Origin of the sequence: Chryseobacterium bernardetii (assembly GCF_003815975.1) — a bacterium.
Taxonomy (GTDB): domain Bacteria; phylum Bacteroidota; class Bacteroidia; order Flavobacteriales; family Weeksellaceae; genus Chryseobacterium; species Chryseobacterium bernardetii.
Genome location: NZ_CP033932.1, coordinates 2729503 through 2746809, shown reverse-complemented (window position 1 = coordinate 2746809; position 17307 = coordinate 2729503). Strand labels below are relative to the sequence as shown.

The 17307-nt window shown below is 36.3% G+C and carries 15 protein-coding genes; 3 read left to right on the top strand and 12 right to left on the bottom strand.

The window, feature by feature from the left end; genetic code table 11:
- Positions 1–232: 232 nt before the first annotated feature.
- Positions 233–1171: a tRNA epoxyqueuosine(34) reductase QueG gene (gene queG / locus EG339_RS12645; RefSeq protein WP_123872671.1), complete on the bottom strand. Its 939-nt coding sequence runs from the start codon at positions 1169–1171 to the stop codon at positions 233–235.
- Between the two features lie 390 nt (positions 1172–1561).
- On the opposite strand from queG, the gene EG339_RS12640 reads away from it, so the two are divergent.
- Together EG339_RS12640 and EG339_RS12635 are read left to right on the top strand one after the other, a co-directional pair.
- The gene (locus EG339_RS12640) at positions 1562–1861 is read left to right on the top strand and encodes a rhodanese-like domain-containing protein (RefSeq protein WP_123870356.1); all 300 of its coding nucleotides are present in this window, start codon (positions 1562–1564) and stop codon (positions 1859–1861) included.
- Between the two features lie 24 nt (positions 1862–1885).
- On the top strand, positions 1886–2506 hold the full coding sequence (locus EG339_RS12635; protein WP_228459614.1) for an HD domain-containing protein: 621 nt from the start codon (positions 1886–1888) through the stop codon (positions 2504–2506).
- Positions 2507–2967: 461 nt separating this feature from the next.
- On the opposite strand, the gene EG339_RS12630 is transcribed toward EG339_RS12635, so the two are convergent.
- The 9 genes from EG339_RS12630 to EG339_RS12590 all read right to left on the bottom strand — a co-directional run bounded on the left by EG339_RS12630 (position 2968) and on the right by EG339_RS12590 (position 11501).
- On the bottom strand, positions 2968–3738 hold the full coding sequence (locus EG339_RS12630; protein ID WP_123870355.1) for an alpha/beta fold hydrolase: 771 nt from the start codon (positions 3736–3738) through the stop codon (positions 2968–2970).
- A 33-nt stretch (positions 3739–3771) separates the two neighbouring features.
- Positions 3772–4761 (bottom strand): NAD(P)H-dependent flavin oxidoreductase, encoded by a 990-nt coding sequence (locus tag EG339_RS12625; protein WP_225717634.1) that lies wholly within the window; start codon positions 4759–4761, stop codon positions 3772–3774.
- Positions 4762–5020: 259 nt separating this feature from the next.
- Entirely contained in the window at positions 5021–6388 is a 1368-nt protein-coding gene (locus tag EG339_RS12620) for a peptidylprolyl isomerase (protein ID WP_123870354.1), read from the bottom strand.
- An 86-nt stretch (positions 6389–6474) separates the two neighbouring features.
- On the bottom strand, positions 6475–7398 hold the full coding sequence (locus tag EG339_RS12615) for a PfkB family carbohydrate kinase (protein WP_123870353.1): 924 nt from the start codon (positions 7396–7398) through the stop codon (positions 6475–6477).
- A gap of 27 nt (positions 7399–7425) precedes the next feature.
- Positions 7426–7983 carry a gliding motility lipoprotein GldD gene (gene gldD, locus EG339_RS12610; protein WP_123870352.1) on the bottom strand — a complete coding sequence of 186 codons (558 nt, stop codon included), beginning with the start codon at positions 7981–7983 and terminating at the stop codon, positions 7426–7428.
- 44 nt (positions 7984–8027) lie between these two features.
- Positions 8028–9062 carry an A/G-specific adenine glycosylase gene (mutY, locus tag EG339_RS12605; RefSeq protein WP_123870351.1) on the bottom strand — a complete coding sequence of 345 codons (1035 nt, stop codon included), beginning with the start codon at positions 9060–9062 and terminating at the stop codon, positions 8028–8030.
- A gap of 76 nt (positions 9063–9138) precedes the next feature.
- Positions 9139–9594, bottom strand: coding sequence for a hypothetical protein (locus EG339_RS12600; RefSeq protein ID WP_123870350.1), 456 nt, complete (start codon positions 9592–9594; stop codon positions 9139–9141).
- Between the two features lie 78 nt (positions 9595–9672).
- Positions 9673–11034 carry a DUF5458 family protein gene (locus EG339_RS12595; RefSeq protein ID WP_123870349.1) on the bottom strand — a complete coding sequence of 454 codons (1362 nt, stop codon included), beginning with the start codon at positions 11032–11034 and terminating at the stop codon, positions 9673–9675.
- Between the two features lie 20 nt (positions 11035–11054).
- The gene (locus EG339_RS12590; protein ID WP_123870348.1) at positions 11055–11501 is read right to left on the bottom strand and encodes a type VI secretion system contractile sheath small subunit; all 447 of its coding nucleotides are present in this window, start codon (positions 11499–11501) and stop codon (positions 11055–11057) included.
- 347 nt (positions 11502–11848) lie between these two features.
- Between EG339_RS12590 and EG339_RS12585 the strand changes: the two genes are divergently transcribed.
- Positions 11849–12895 (top strand): hypothetical protein, encoded by a 1047-nt coding sequence (locus EG339_RS12585; protein ID WP_123870347.1) that lies wholly within the window; start codon positions 11849–11851, stop codon positions 12893–12895.
- A 62-nt stretch (positions 12896–12957) separates the two neighbouring features.
- On the opposite strand, the gene EG339_RS12580 is transcribed toward EG339_RS12585, so the two are convergent.
- On the bottom strand, positions 12958–15054 hold the full coding sequence (locus EG339_RS12580) for a M13 family metallopeptidase (RefSeq protein ID WP_123870346.1): 2097 nt from the start codon (positions 15052–15054) through the stop codon (positions 12958–12960).
- Between the two features lie 187 nt (positions 15055–15241).
- A complete protein-coding gene (locus tag EG339_RS12575) occupies positions 15242–17299 on the bottom strand; it encodes a M13 family metallopeptidase (protein WP_123870345.1) in 2058 nt (685 codons plus the stop codon).
- Positions 17300–17307: the final 8 nt, after the last annotated feature.

The following is a 17307-nucleotide window of genomic DNA, read 5'->3' as shown; positions in this document are numbered from 1 at the left end:
ATAAGAGTAAAAACTGCTCCAAAAAGAATACAAAAAAGACGTTGATTTTCGGTGAGATTTTGATCTCCTGAAAATCAATTTTTCTTTTAGGAAAAAACTTTTTAGACAGTTTGTCCGGTTAAATCAAAGCCTCTTTAGCATTGAAAATCTAAGGAATGGTCATTTGTCAGCTTTTGTTTGGAACTTGAAAAATTTCCAAAGTGGGAATTGTCACCAAAAGTTCAGACAAAAATCAGTCTGAAGACCGATCTAAAAATTCAATATTTCTCTTTAAACCTGCAAATTTGGTTCTTTTCACGGGTGATTTTCTGAAGATCTCGGAGAAAATTTCCTGGGTAAGTTCTTTCCATTCTCCTTTTTTGAAATTTTTCAGGGCTTCATTGGGTTTAAATCTGCTTTGCTTATGAGGAGCCGCAAAACGGTTCCAGGGACATACATCCTGGCAGATATCACAGCCAAACATCCAGTCTTCCATTTTATTTTTGAAATGATCCGGAATTTCGTTTTTCAATTCTATAGTAGCGTAAGAGATACAACGGCTTCCATCAATGATCTTTTCAGAAACAATAGCATCTGTGGGGCACGCATCAATGCATTTTCTGCAGGTACCACAGTGATCTGTTGTTTCATGATCGACAATAAGCTCAAGGTCACAGATAATTTCGGCTAAGAAATAGAAGGATCCGTTCTGTTTGGTAATCAGATTTGCATTTTTCCCCACCCAGCCGATTCCTGATTTTCTTGCCCAGCTTCTCTCCAGCACCGGTGCAGAATCTACAAAAACCCTGAACCCGAACTCTCCTATTTCTTCCTGCAGTTCAGCAACCATTTCACGAAGGATTTCCTTGATAACTTCATGGTAATCCTCAGCATAAGCATATTTTGAGATTTTAAAATTCTCCAGAACAGAGATTTTTTCTTCAGGAAAATAATTGTAAGAAAGTGAAATTACAGATTTAGAGCCTTCTACCAGTAATCTAGGATCAAGTCTTTTATCGAAATGATTCTCCATATATTTCATTTCCCCGTTAAAATTGTTTTTCAACCATTTTTCAAGGTGTGGAGCATCTTCCTCTAAAAAATCTGCTTTAGATATGCCACAATTCTGGAAGCCAAAGCTTTTAGCCTTGGATTTTATCAGTTCGGAATATTTTTCAGCACCAGCATTCATTAATTTCACAGTGCAAAATTAAGATTATTTTATAAATTTGTCATTTTTTAAAACTTTACGCTTAAAAGCAAAAAACTTTAAATAATGCCGATTATGCAATTGGTGTTAATTTAAATTCTTCCTTAAAATTCAACCGGGAAGAATTAGAAGTTGCTTCCGCATATAATTTTGTTTTTGGAGCCGGATATAAGTACAATGATAAGTTCAGTGCTGAAGTTAGAGTTGGAACATCCAGAAATCTGCTCCGAAATTATATAAGTATAGATTCTGATTATAAGACTGTATCTCTAATTTTAGGATACACACTATTTTAAATAGTGGAAACAAGAAGTTTTTCAAAAAAAAATTACGTAATTTCGTCTGTAATTTAATGTTTAAAAACAAACAAATATGTCTTTAATAGAAGTAATACAATCTGGAAACTATGAACTGATCGACGTTCGTGAGCCTATGGAGCTTGAAATGGACGGAAATATAGATGGTGCCAAAAATATTCCACTGGGTGAAGTAGAAGAAAGACAGGATGAAATCCTTTCTATCGAAAAACCGGTGATCTTGTTCTGCAGAAGCGGAAACAGAAGTGGAAAAGCATTGGAATATCTTAACACTCAAGGATTAAAGGACGGTTACAACGGCGGAGGCTGGGCTGAACTGAAAGCTGTTCTTGAAGCAAACAGAGGAACTTTTTAAAAGTTCCTTTTTTTATACCATTCCATGATGAGTCTGAGAAATCAATTTGAGCAGCTCTGTTTACTTTTCAATAAAGATATGGGCTTAATCAATACCCTATGGAGAGAGATTGAAGCAAAATATACTGAAAGAGGCAGACATTATCACAATCTTCTTCATCTTGAAAACATGTTCAAAGAATTAGATTCCGTAAAAAGTGATATTGCTGATTTTACCGCAATTTCTTTTTCTGTTTTCTATCATGATATTATTTATAATGCGAGCTCTAAATCCAATGAGGAAAACAGTGCTTTAAAGGCTGTGGAAAGGCTGCCTGAAATTGGTTTACAGCAAAATACCATAATCTCTGTTTCTAACCAGATTCTGGCTACCAAATTTCATCAGAAATCAGAAGATGGGGATACCAATTATCTTTTGGATGCCGATCTTTCAATTCTGGGAAAGGATCTTGATACCTATCTGGCCTATACCAAAATGATCAGAAAAGAATATTCCATCTATCCTGACTTTCTTTATAAACCAGGCAGAAAAAAGGTGCTTAAACATTTTCTGGACCTTGAAAACATCTTTAAAACAGATTATTTTAAAGAGAAGTATGAAATACAGGCAAGATCAAACATTGCGGCTGAAATTCAGTTATTATAATATCTTAAAAACAAAGAGATGCAAAAATTGCATCTCTTCACACATTCACATCAAACAAAACACTTAATGATTCGCATCATTCATTTTGGTTCTACTAATAAATTATTTTCAAAGATAAAGAATACTATATCTCTTTAATGTGATATTTATTGTAAGTTTATTGTAAATTTAATCCAGTATGAACATCTTAAACACATATTAAAATCATTCACACTTTTAGAAAATCAGATATATTTTGTTATACTTAATTTTATAACTCAGAAAAAATAATTGAGATACTTTTTTATCAGATTAAAATACATGCTATATAATCTGAGTTTAATTAAGATACATATTGTACAAAATCTCTGAAAATATGTAAATTAACCAGTAAATAAGCATACAGAATATTGTAAGAATAATAAAAGCCACCTCAAAAATTGAGACAGCTTTATGTTTTATTCCGTTAAATTTATTTAGAATTAAAAATTATTCCTGATAAATCCTACTGCTTTTTGCAATACCAACTCCGGAACTTCTTTATGGGGTGTATGCCCTACATCCGGAATAATATATCTCTCTGCGCTGCCGCTAACCTGGGTAACGGTTTTCTCCACCTGATCCAAAGTACCATACTCATCTTTTTCTCCCTGAATAAACAAAAGCGGACAGGTAATATCCTTCAAAAGATATTCTATATTCCACGATCTGTAATCATCGCGTGTCCAGGTTTCTGTCCATGCTTTGAATAATGTATCAACTTTATCGCCATGGTATTTCTGAAGTCTTTCAGGCAGACTAGTGGTTTTATAAGCCTCCCAGGCATCATAAACACCTTTTAAAGTAACATCTTCCACAAAGATATGTCCTGCTTCGCAAATGACTGATACTACTCTTTCCGGGTATTTTGCTGCGGTGATTAAAGCAATGGTACCACCATCACTATGGCCGAACAGAACAGCATTGTCTATATTGAGTTCCAACAGCAAATCATTCAATAAATCTGCTTCCAGCTCCATATAGTTCACAGGTCTTACATGAGTAGGCATAGGATTAGATTTCCCATATCCTAAACGGTCATATACAAGAATATTGCACTTTGCAGCTTCTGAAAGCCTGACCGGGAAATCTCTCCAAAGCTGTACCGATCCCAGAGAATCATGCAGGAAGACAATAGTTGGATTACCTTCAAATGAGCTGTAGTATTCTGTGTATAGTTGTTTTCCCTTTACATCAATAATTCTTCCCTCCATCAAGTCAAATTATAATATGATCTCATGCAATTTTTAAAAAGAAGGCATTTTTGTTTCTTCAAATTCTTTCAGTAAATGATTAAATACTGTTTCAACCGGAAGGATATCATCAATAAGTGCTGAAACCTGTCCTATTTCCAGTTCACCGTCTTCCATATCCCCTTCAAACATTCCTTTTTTTGCTCTGGCCCTTCCTAATGATGCAATAAGAGCTTCTTTGTTCCTTCCGGACTGGTAGATCTCTTCCAGTTCATTAAAGAATTTATTTTTAACCATCCTTACGGGAGCCAGTTCTTTCAGGGTAAGATGAGTATCTCCTTCCTGCAGCTCTGTAATCTTCTTTTTCCAGTTTTCATGAGCACTTGCTTCTGTAGTTGCTGCAAAACGGGACCCGATCTGTACTCCGTCAGCTCCAAGGATCATAGCCGCTTTCATCTGCGAACCTAAAGCAATTCCTCCAGCTGCAATTAACGGTTTTGAAATATGTTTCTTAACATTTGGAATAAGGCAGAATGTTGTAGTTTCATCTCTTCCGTTATGGCCACCGGCTTCAAAGCCTTCTGCCACCACCGCATCTACTCCTGCATCTTCACATTTTACAGCAAATTTTGTAGAGGAAACTACGTGAGCTACTTTCAAGCCTTCTTTCTGTAAGATTTCTGTATAAGTTTTAGGATTCCCGGCTGAAGTGAATACGATTTTAACTCCTTCTTCCAGTATAATCTGAATGATTTCCTCAATGTTGGGATACAACATAGGAACATTCACCCCAAAAGGTTTATCGGTAGCCAGCTTACACTTCTGAATATTCTCCCTAAGGATATCAGGGTACATACTTCCCGCACCTATTAAACCTAATCCCCCACAATTAGAAACGGCTGATGCCAGTCTCCATCCGGAATGCCAGATCATCCCTGCCTGGATAATCGGATATTTAATATTAAAAAGTTCTGAAATTCTATTTTGGCTGGCCTGCATATTGTGTAATTTTTTTGCCGAATTGAAATCTATAAAATTGCTCATGTTGTAAAAATACTAAAAACAAAGGTTTTACGGGAATAATTTTGGATTGAAATAGCTGGAAAATAATCTATGATTAAATTTTGATAACATCTTCTATGAAGATTCTTCCTTCGTCAGAAATCGAAGTTTCGATGTAGTCAATGATAAATACAACGCTTGTTTTAAATGAATTGTTTATAAGACTTTTATTTTATGTTAAAGATCTCCTTTACTAATTTTCAGACATAAAAAAACCTTCAGAAATTCTGAAGGTTTAATTTTATTTTTTGATTGATTCTTTCTTCCAGTTCGATTTGAAATTACAGTTATCGTAACGTCCGTCTATGGAGATGAAAGTGGTTGGCAACTTAGAGTTGACAAATTTCTCAACCATTTCATTTTTCTTTTTATTGAGAGCCATCTGCTTGATTCGGCTGAAATCTGTTTCCAGAGTAATCTGGTGTGCAGGAATTACGTCTTCCACTTTAATGATTTTAACAGCTTTTCTTCTGTTGTCTTCATCTTCAAAAGCAGTAGTGATATCTCCTTTATTCAGACCTGCCAACTCGTAACTGATTGTTCCGGGGATGCTTTCTCTTTCAATTTTATCAGAACCGTCTCCACCAGGAATAATACCTGCATTGAATTTAGTTCTTTTATCATCTGAGAACTTGAATGCTGCATCTTTAAACGTCATCTTCCCGTCTATAATAAGACCCCTGATGCTGTCCAGCTTAGCTTTCGCTGTTTTAAGCTCTTCATCTGTAGGAGTAGCTTTCAGTAGGATGTGTCTTGCATCATATACTTTCCCTGATCTCTTCAATAGCTGAATAATGTGGTATCCGAATTCAGATTCAACAGGATCTGAGATTTCATTTTCCTGAAGGTTTAATGCTGCAGCCTCAAATGGCTTCACCATCTGTCCTTTATTGATGTTTTTATATAATCCACCATTGGAAGCTGAACCTTCATCTTCAGAGTAGATTCTTGCCTGGCTTTCAAAAGTTTCCCCGCCAAGAATATCCTGCTTGATTTTTTTAAGTCTGTTAATAAGATCCTGCTTATGGGCTTCCGTTAATTTAGGATACATCATGATCTGCGCTAAAGTAACTTCGTCTTTTACCTGTGGCAGCTGCATTTTATACATATTATAAAAATCAGTTACTTCATTAGGGGTAACGTCTGCTTTTTCTGTAACTCTCTGATATTTTGCCTGACCATAATACTGATCCGTATCGATTTTCTCGATAGCGTTTTTCATTTCATAAGAATTCCTGAACTTATAAGCAGCTAATAATGTTTTTTCATCCGGAAATTGAGAAAGCAACTGACGGTATTTCTGATTAGCCTGTTCTTTGATCGCTGCGGAACGGTTTTCAATTAGCGTATCCTTTTTTGCTTCGTATACAAGAAGTTTATTGTTGATGAGGCTTTCAAGGAACTCACATTTGTCTGTGTTGGTAGCTCCCTGTTGTTTTCCATAATTCATCTGCTCTGTAACATCAGATTCCAAAACAATTTCATTTCCGATTACAGCAGCAATACCATCCACTAAATCTCCCGGTTTTAGCTGGGCATTCATCATATTGGATGAAAATATCATGATGAAAATCCCAAGAAGATAAGTGATTTTTAGTTTATTTGTCATTTTACTATTTTAACAAGTTGCAAATTTAGAATTCTTAACGAATTTCACTCAATTTTTTATTATAAATATTTCTTAAAAAGACTTATTTACTGCAGTTCAACATCAAATGTCGTCAATTCCTTAAATTGTCTCAATCTGCTGAACATATCAGATTCCTGTACTTCCTGGATTCTTTCTGTTCCGAATTTCTCTACAGTGAATGAAGCCATTGCAGATCCTACGATTAATGCAGACTTCATGGTATCGAAATCAATTTTTCCTTTTTTAGCAAGGTAAGCGGCAAAACCTCCGGCGAAAGTATCTCCGGCTCCTGTTGGATCAAAAACATCTTCTAACGGAAGTGCAGGGATTGCAAATACTTTATTATCGTGGAAAAGTAAAGCTCCATGCTCTCCTTTCTTGATGATTACATATTCAGGACCCATTGTGTGGATCTTTTTAGCTGCTTTCACTAAAGAATATTCTCCTGAAAGTTGTCTTGCTTCCTCATCATTAATGGTGATTACATCTGTTTTAGCAATCATATCCATCAGAACATCCAATGCGCAATCCATCCAGAAATTCATGGTATCCAGGATAACAAGCTTAGGGCGGTTGTTCATTTTCTCCAATACGGATAACTGAACTCCAGGGTGTAGGTTTCCAAGTAATAAAATTTCGGCATCCTGCATTGAATCAGGAATTTTAGGATCGAAATTCTCCAATACGTTTACTTCTGTAGCCAAAGTATCTCTGGTATTCAAATCATTATGATATTTTCCTGACCAGAAGAATGTTTTTCCTTCTTTTACGATTTCAATTCCTTCGATATTGACATCTCTGTCTGTAAACATATCAAGGTGTTCCTGTGGAAAGTCTCCTCCTACTACAGAAACAATACCGGATTTAACGCCTAAAATAGATGAAGTGATCCCAATATAAGTAGCAGCTCCGCCTAAAATTTTGTCCGTTTTACCAAATGGTGTTTCAATTGCATCAAATGCAACACTTCCTACAACTAAAAGTTTCATATATTTTTCAATGTATATTAAAAGTAATTATTTTTTCCATTCAAAAGAGTCCAGCAGGTGTTTCATATCATTCTTGATATAGTTTACTGCAGGAGCCAGAGAGTCCGGTTTCGGTCTCGTATTAAAGTATAAGTAAGCAGTCACAAAGTGTTTTGTGCTGTCTGTAATGTAAAACTGAAGATTGGAAGCACTCTGTCCTTTCAGTTCATAGAAGTTCCCGTATACCTTCTTTTCGGGGTATTCAAAGGATTTCGTGTCTATAGAACTGGCTTTGATGGTATGCTCATATACCATTTTTTCTGCTTCCTTGATGTGTTGAGCAAAGTCATTCTGTATCGGATAGTAGGTTACGAAAACCTTTGCCTTCATTTTAGGATAGTTCAGGTAATACCAGCAAGGTTTTTTCGCAGCTGTAATATTGGCAAAATCCGAATATTCGAAAGTATAGGCACAGTTGTTTTCAAACTTTTGATATTTCGGAGCCGGATATTCCAGACGCAGCTCTCCGTACGGTTTCGGAACCGGGTCTTTTCCACATGAAATTAAAAGCAGTGATACAAAAATAAAAATGACTTTTTTAATCATTTTGCAAAAGTACAAATTAGATTTCAGATTTCGGAAGACAAATTTCAGTCTTTCAATGAGTTTTGAATGTAATTTTCCAGAGGCTTTGGAAATGATTTTTCATGAGAGCCTTCAACATCCGTAATCTGGTATTGATTTTCAGCTATAAAACGATTCCAGATATCTTCTGAAGTTACCTCAACATTCACTATTTCAATGCTTAAATTCTTGTGTGTGAGTTTATGGGAAATTATTTTTGAACCTGTAATAAAAGGCTCCATATCATTAGAAATAGCTGTAGGAAATTCAAACAGTTTTTTCCAGATAAAATCATCTGTTCGCTGACGGATCAGGAATTCTCCGCTTCTGTGAACAAAATAATAGGTTAAAGCAAGATCTTCTGCTTTTATTTTTTTTGTTTTAACAGGATAATCAGAGGTCTTCTGAAGGGAAAAAGCCAGACAGCCTTCATTGATAGGACATTCACCGCACAAAGGATTTTTAGGTTTGCAAATCTCTGAACCGATGTCCATCATTGCCTGATTAAAATCTCCAACATTATCCGGCATGACCAAGGTTGCCAGTTCTGAGAAATAAATAAATGCTTTTGAATTTGAAATATCAAAATCATCTGCAAAGAAACGGCTGAGAACACGATAAAAGTTTCCGTCTACCGCCGGAATTTTTCCACCAAAACAGATACTTGAAATAGCGGCTGCAGTATACTTCCCAATGCCTTTCAGCTTTAAAATTTCTTCATACTGATTGGGAAATACACCATCATAATCATTCATGATCTGCTGGGCAGCCTTATGAATATTGATGGCTCTTGAATAATAGCCTAACCCTTTCCAATACAGCAACACTTCATTTTCCTCAGCTTCGGCCAAAGTTTTTACATCCGGAAATCTTTTAATGAAATTATTATAGTGATTAAGCCCCTGATTGATTCTTGTCTGCTGAAATACGATTTCGCAGATCCAGATTTTATAAGGATCCTTTGTCTGTCTGAAAGGCAGATCTCTTGCATTATTCCGATACCATTCCAAAAGCCTGTTTCCTATATGAAGAAATTCTGTGGCTGTACTATTCTTTTCCAAAAACCAATCTGTTTAGAGTCCTGAAGGGAATTTAGCCTCTTCAGCATTATTTAAAGACCACAAAGATAGGTTTATTTTATTTTTTCTTCACAGAATATACGGATGCGCCTCTTAACCATTGGTATTTCAGATTTCTGTCTTTAGCAATAAAACGGTATCCTTCCAGTTTTTTAAGGTATAAGTACATAGAATCTTCTTTCAGTTTCAGCTTGTGCGGTGATAAAAACATCATTGGCATTTCCACAGCAGAATCCCTTACTGTTTTCAAAACTTTTCCTGATCTTACTTTATAAAGGAAAAATGCTTTTCCACGGCCCTTTGAACTGTCTGACAGCTTTACTTCTGAGCTTGCCAGAACCAGCTCACTGCCATCAAAACATTCTTCTTCATTCATAATATAGGCTTTTCCCTCCTGACGTTCGTCTGCAAAAAGATCTTCTTCGTATTGCCCGGGACTTTGGTATTTTTTTTCACAGCTTACCAAAAGAGCCATTAATAATGCAGGCAGACTAATGATAAGTTTACTTTTCATTTTAATATTCATAGATATTGGTAGAAAAAAACCGATGTAAAAAATGCATCGGTTTTTATGATTAAAAATAAGGTGTTATTATTCCTGAGCGTATTCTGCATCCCATTCGTTACCATCATCTCCTTTGTGTCCGTCTAGCTTAATAACGAAACTTTTTGTAGGGAAATAAGGGGTCATGCGGATATCAAGCCACACTCTGTCTTTGTTTACTCTATCCTGCTCGAAACGTACGATCTTGAATTTCTCGATCAACTTGTCTGGTCCTTTGATATTGTCAAGGAATGTTACAATTTGTCTTCTCAAATCGTCTTCGTTTTTCGCATTCCAGTTTTCGAATGCTCTTCTGTTCAGGAAGTCCAGTAATACTTTAGTTACATAGTCGAATACACGAACTACGGAATAGGTCTGAAGACCGATATTGTCTCCTGTAAATAGTGTCTTTGCAGAGAAAGCCATAATTTTACCATATTCGTTCACCATTGGTACAAGACCCATTTTTTCCAATTGAGAGATTTCACTTTTCTTCAATTCGAATTTTACAGCATCTACCTCGTTGATGTTACCATGTTTTTTACCTGCTGCTACCTGAGACATCAGTGTTTTATGGATTTTTCCTGCTAATGAAGTGGAAGGTGGAAGCTCTACGTTTTCTTCTTCTCCTACTTCTTCAGCTTTTCCACGTCCTACCAGCCAGTTACACGTCATGATAACGTTACTTCTGTGAAGTTCACCACCTGTAAGGTTTGCAGAATGGAATAAGTCTACTACATCATCCGGTTTATCAAGATTGGCAAAGTCTGTAACCATCATTACTTTGTTCTCGTTACAGATTTTAGCCCACTTTTCAATCACTTTATTAGATCCCAAATATCCAGGGATAGCAAGGATTGAGTAGTTATCTCTAAGGTCTAAACGGTCGTAGTAATTTTTGAATTCTTCAGCAATGGCATCAATAAATAAAGGATTGTCTAAGTCTGAAACCTGTTCAAGACTTGCATTAACAATACTTACATTATCTACTTTATCCAGTTCTGTATTTTTGTAGAATTGGGCTACCGTTCTGTAGTTCGTTTCCAACAGACGAACTGCATCCAGTGTATTTTTAAGGTTTTTCTTTAAATTCTGATCAGCCTGTTGTGCTTTATTTTTGCAAGTTTCAGCCATTTTATCAGCAGATTCATTACCTTCTAAAAGGCTTACCCAAAGATTGATCTTCTGAAGAAGTTCTTTTCTTTCTTCTGCTTTATTGCTATCGTTAAGGAAGATCTCTTTCCTTGCTTTTCTTGTAGGGTTCATATTGGCGATACCGTCTACAACGGATTCAACAAAGCCAAAACCTCCTATTTTATTGAGCTCTGCAAGCGGGTTACCCTTCGGCTGCCCTGCACGTTGCTGCTGTCCCTGCTGCTGGCTTTCTTGCGCCTGTAATTTGCTATCCATGATTTAATGTAAGTCTTTAATTATTTTTCAAGTTCTTGTGCTACTTCTTTCAATACTTCAATGAACGCCGCTCTGGTTTGGTCGTTCTCCAGCATATTACGAAGAATTTTATTGGTTTTCAACTGACGTACAATTTTGTTGTACTGCTCCTGCTCCATGCTCAGCTGCTGAAGATAGTCAGATTTCTGAGTAAGGCTTTTAGGAGTAAAGTCTCCAAGATTCTGAAAACGGAATTCTTCATCAACTACTCCTCCATCTTCTGTTTCATGCTGTACCGACACAGAAGGCTGGAAGTGTTTGAACACATCTTCTACTGTTTTTAATCCTGTTACAATTTCAGGGGTATAAGATTCTTCTGTTGTAAGCTGGCTTACTATCAGTGATTTATTTTCCTGTATTTCCTGAATAGCTTCATTAGCGTCTACTTTTACTTCGTTTCCGCCAACACCATAATTAAACATTGCCATATTATTATTATTTTGAGATTTACTATTTTGGTTTGGATCTGTCTTTTAGCAATTTATACATGGATCTTATAAATTACAAATCCAAGGTTTAAATTTAAAAAAAAACTGTAACATACAAAATTTTGTCAAGATTTTTCTTAAATTATTTAAATTTATTTGTATTTATTTAGCATAAAATCACTATTTTACGATATCACTAAGCTATGAAAAAAAATAATAAAACCAACCATAGAAAGATAAAATAAAATCCTGGCTTTCAGTTTATAAAAAAACTGCCATGTGTTAAATAAGATTTCTGTGATGTGAGGAAAAATATTCTTTATATTTAAATAAAGTAAACACAAACAATGAAAGATGTAAAGATCGCGTTCAGAAAACCCATATATCCTGTTTCAGAAGCATTACAGCAGTATCTGGAAAAACATAACAGAACCACTAAGATCCAGTTTCTGTATGAAGATCTGCTAAGATTCAGTGACAGTGTGAGTATTCTTGATAAAGAGGGTAAAGATACTTTATGGCTTGGTGTGATGTATCCTGAATTTGAGTTTAAAGAAATAGAGGCTAATTTAAATAAAATCTACACCCTTCTTCATTCTGACGGAGATGAAGCTACTCTGCCTTATCTCACTGTGGATACTATCGATTTCTGTACTTTCGGTAACTCTAAACCTTTCCGAATCCGGGTAAGGAATATTCTGAATGACAATTATACCAACTTTTATATTAAACAGGCCGACGCTTCCCGCATCTATGGGCTGGAGCTTGAAGACCTTCTTTCTCCCAACCGGATTAACTTTCTGATTTACAAAAACACTTTAATAGAAGAACATATTTTAGGAATTCCCGGAGATGTATTTATTGAGAAACACATGCCTAACTGTACAGAGCTGGAAAAGGCACAGATTTCCAAAGAATTTGTGAAGTTCAATGAACGCTGTCTTATTGGATTACTGGGTGATATGCGTTCTTATAATTATGTTGTTATACCAATTCATGATTTTGACCAGGTTATTTACAGGATCCGCCCCATCGATTTTGATCAGCAAAGCTATGAAGGAAATCTGAAAGTTTATCTTCCCCAGTATTTCAAAGAAAACAATCCAATGGTTACGATGGTGCTGGAAAAGCTGAAGCCTAATTCTATAGAACAGTATCGCAAGGAAGTACGTTCCCAAATTGTAAAAAGGGTAACCAGCAGTAAAAACAGATTTGATGAACTCATTTCTATTATGAAAAAGGAAGAAATTGCACCGGAAGCCAATGTTACAGAACTAAAAACAGCTTTGCAGAAGCTTACCTACGATGTAAACTTCAAATATTGCAAAACCATGGGTGATATTATAGAAACGGGAATAAAGTTTGTCATCCGGAATTATAAAAAAGCATATTAAAAGGGAATCCACCTCATATTTGAGATGGATTCTTACTTTTTCTAACAATTTTTCTGGAATGTTTACCAGATTTTTATTCTGTCTGCAGGAGCTTTATACATTTTATCTCCCGGTTTGATATCAAATGCTTTGATAAATGAATCCTGATTCACCAGCGGGCCAAAAGCTCTGTACATACCCGGAGAGTGAGGATCTGTTTTTACCTGGTTAATCATATATTCATTGGTTGCTTTTGTTCTCCAAACAGTAGCCCAGCTCATAAAGAATCTCTGATCCTGCGTGAATCCGCTGATCTTTCCTGGATTTCCTTTATCTTTAAGGTACATTTGAAGGGCATCGTAAGCAACCGCTACCCCTCCTAAATCACCGATATTTTCTCCACTTGTAAATTTTCCATTCACAAAGCTTCCTTTTACGGGTTCATAAGCACTGTACTGAGCGGCTAACTGAGCCACTTTTGCATCAAAGTTCTTACGGTCAGCATCCGTCCACCAGTTGTTAAGATTTCCATCACCATCGAAACGGGAACCACTGTCATCAAAACCGTGAGAGATCTCGTGACCGATTACTGCACCAATTCCTCCGAAATTAACTGCAGCATCAGCCTTAGGGTTGTAGAAAGGAGGCTGAAGGATTGCTGCCGGGAATACGATTTCGTTGTTTGATCCACTATAGTAGGCATTCACTGTTTGCGGAGACATTCCCCATTCTGTTTTATCTACCGGTTTCCCTACTTTATCCAGATTTCTCTGATATTGCCAAGCGGATACATTTTGTAAGTTGGCATATAATGACCCTCCTTGTTTTGGAGATTCTACTTTTAGCTGGCTATAATCTTTCCATTTATCAGGATACGCAATCTTTACCGTAAACTTGGATAGTTTTTCCTGAGCTTTCACTTTGGTCTCAGGAGACATCCAATCAATATTATCGATATGGGCTTTAAATGATTTTAAAAGATAATCAATATAGGTTTCCATCTGTTGTTTTGCTTCAGGAGTGAAGTATTTTTCTACATATAATTTCCCGAAAGCTTCACCAAGAACACCGTTTACAAGGGTTAAACCTCTTTTGTTCATAGGACGCTGTTCTTTTTGCCCCTGTAAATCTTTAGCATAGAAATCAAATCTGATCTGTTCAAGATTCTCATCCAGGTTACTTGCATTCCCGTTAATCAGGTGATATTTCAGATAGTCTTTTAATAAAGGTAGATTTTTCTGTGTAATGAACTGATCCATATTCTGGTAGTACTTCAGTTCTCCTATAATTACTCTGTCTGTATTTACTCCTGCCTCTTTAAGGTATTTAGCAAGGTCTACGTTTTTCACTAAACCGGATAATTCAGAAACATTTTTAGGGTTGTATCTTAAATTGGCATCTCTGTTCTGTTCCAAAGTCAGTAGGTAATTCGCCAGCTGTTTTTCAAAATCAACTACATTCTGTGCTGCCTGAGTTGAATTCTTATATCCTAAAACGCCGAATAATTTTCCTACATAAGCCTGATATTGCCCTAATGTTTTGGTATTGGCTTCATTTACTTTCTGATAATAATCTCTTCCTAATCCAAGATCGGGGCCTCCTAGATACACGGCATTCATCTTAGAGTTTTTCATATCTGCTCCTGCTCTCCATCCATAAAAAGAATTATCTCCCAGTTTTGTAGCTTCTAAGAGGTACTTCTGAAGATCATTAAGGTTTTTAATAGCATCAATTTTTGCCAGATCTGCCTTGATAGGATTCAGTCCATCCGCATTTCTTTTGGCTGTATCCATAAAAGATGCATAAAGACTCTGGATTTTCTGTCCTTCAGAACCTTCAGGATATGTTTCAGTGAGGATTTTGTTCAAAATATCCAATGAAGCGTCATCCACATTTTCTCTCAAAGCATTGAAAGAACCCCAATTGGCTTTATCTGACGGAATCTGTGTAGTTTTCACCCAGTTTCCGTTCACATAGCTAAAAAAGTCATCCTGCGGGCGTACAGCTGTATCCATATATGATAGATTGATCCCCTCCTCTTTCATTTCTTCTTTTACCGGCGTTCCAACTTTAGCTGTAGCCTCTGTTTTTGTCTCTGTCCCTGCAGTCTTTGCTGCACCACACGAATTAAGCAATACTATACCCGAAAAGGCAAGTATCCCAATATTTAGCTTTTTCATTGAAGATAATTTTTGATTATACACAAACTTACCAAATATACAAACTTTAATGATAAGTGATGAGAATAATGTGATTTTGGAGTTTAAAGTGATTCAGGTTAAATAGGCTTTTTACTATTCTGACCTATTCTCTATTATCTACCATCAAAAAACAAAAAACCGCCCATTACTGAGCAGTTTGTTTATTTTACCAGATTTTAATTCTGTCTTCCGGAGCTTTGTATAATTTGTCTCCTTTTTTCACATCGAATGCTTTGTAGAAGGCATCAACGTTAATTAGCGGACCGAAACTTCTGAAGTAACCCGGAGAGTGTGGATCTGTCTTCACCTGGTTAATCATATATTTTTCACTTGATAAAGTTCTCCAAACGGTTGCCCAGCTTAGGAAGAATCTCTGATCCTGCGTGAATCCGCTGATTTTTCCTGGGTTCCCTTTATCTTTTAAGTACATTTGAAGGGCATCATAAGCGATATTCACTCCACCTAAGTCGGCAATGTTTTCACCGTTTGTGAAGGTACCATTTACGAATGTTCCTTTTACAGGCTCATATTTATCATATTGAGCTGCTAAAGCTTTTGTAGCCTTTTCAAAATTAGCTTTATCTTCCGGAGTCCACCAGTCTACTAAGTTACCGTCTGCGTCAAACTGAGCTCCTGAATCATCAAATCCGTGGCTCATTTCATGACCGATAACTGCCCCAATTCCTCCGAAGTTCACTGCCGCATCAGCCTTAGGATTGAAGAAAGGCGGCTGAAGGATGGCTGCAGGGAATACGATTTCGTTATATACAGGGTTGTAGTAAGCATTTACAGTTTGTGGAGTCATTCCCCATTCTGTTTTGTCTACCGGTTTTCCGATTTTAGCCAATTCTCTGTTGTACTGCCATTCACCAACACGCTGCAGGTTGCTGTACAATGTACCTCCTTTAGCTTCCGGAACGATCTCTAATTTTGAGTAATCTTTCCATTTATCAGGATAAGCTACTTTTACTGTGAACTTATTCAGCTTCTTAAGTGCTTTTTCCTTTGTAGTAGCAGACATCCATGATAAATTGTTGATATGAACTACGAAACTTTTCTTTAAGTAGTCAATCAATTCTACCATCTGGGCTTTAGCTTCAGCCGGGAAGTATTTATCAACATATAGTTTACCGAAAGCTTCCCCTAAGTTTCTGTTAATTAATTCGAATCCTCTCTTGTTCAATGCTCTTTGCTCCTGCTGCCCATTTAAGTATTTTCCGAAGAAAGCGAACTTCATGTCTCCAAGCTTTTCACTTAGATAAGAAGCACTTCCGTTAAGCATGTGGAATTTTAAATAATCTTTAATGATCGGAAGATTCTGAGCATTTACCAGTTTGTCGAAGTTTTTATAGTAGTTCAATTCTCCAATAATCACTCTGTCTGTATTTACCCCAACTTTTTTAAGGTAGGCAGGAAGATCTACCCCTTTTACCAAAGTTGAAAGCTCAGCCATTGTCTGAGGGTTATACTGAAGGGTATTATCACGGCTCTGCTCATTGGTTAAAAGCGTCTGTGCAATACTTTTTTCATAGGTAACGATATTTTTTGCCGCATCATCAGCATTTTTATATCCTAATTCCTTCAACATAGAAGCTACATATTTCTGATATTCAGCAATAGCTTCTGTATTTTTTTCATTTACTTTCTGGTAGTAGTCTCTTCCTAATCCAAGAGTTGCATCTCCTAAGTAAACGGCATTCATATTAGAATCCTTTAAATCAGCATATACTCCCCATCCATAGAAAAGGTTTTCACCTTCTTTTGTTACAGAAGTTAAATAGTTCTGAAGATCAGCCATATTTTTGATGGCATCAATTTTATTCAGATTATCCTGAATAGGTTTAATTCCGTCAGCATTTCTCTTCTGCATATTCATGTAAGAAGCATAAAGATCCTGGATTTTTTTCCCTTCACTGCCTTCTGCAAATTTATCTTTTAAAAGAGAATTCAGGATCGTCATGGAATTGTTATCCGTATCCTCCCTCAATTTATTAAAGCTTCCCCAACTTGGTTTATCAGCTGGAATTTTAGCTGTTTTCATCCAGGTTCCACTCACATAATTATAAAAATCATCCTGTGGACGCACTGATGTATCCATTAGGCTAAGGTCTAAACCTTTATCTGTGTTATTTACTGCTACTTTAGCAGCTGTACCTTGTGCACTCACTGTATTTTGAGAGCAGATCCCTGCTATGAGAAACAAAGAAAGCGTTAGTTTTTTCATTATGATAA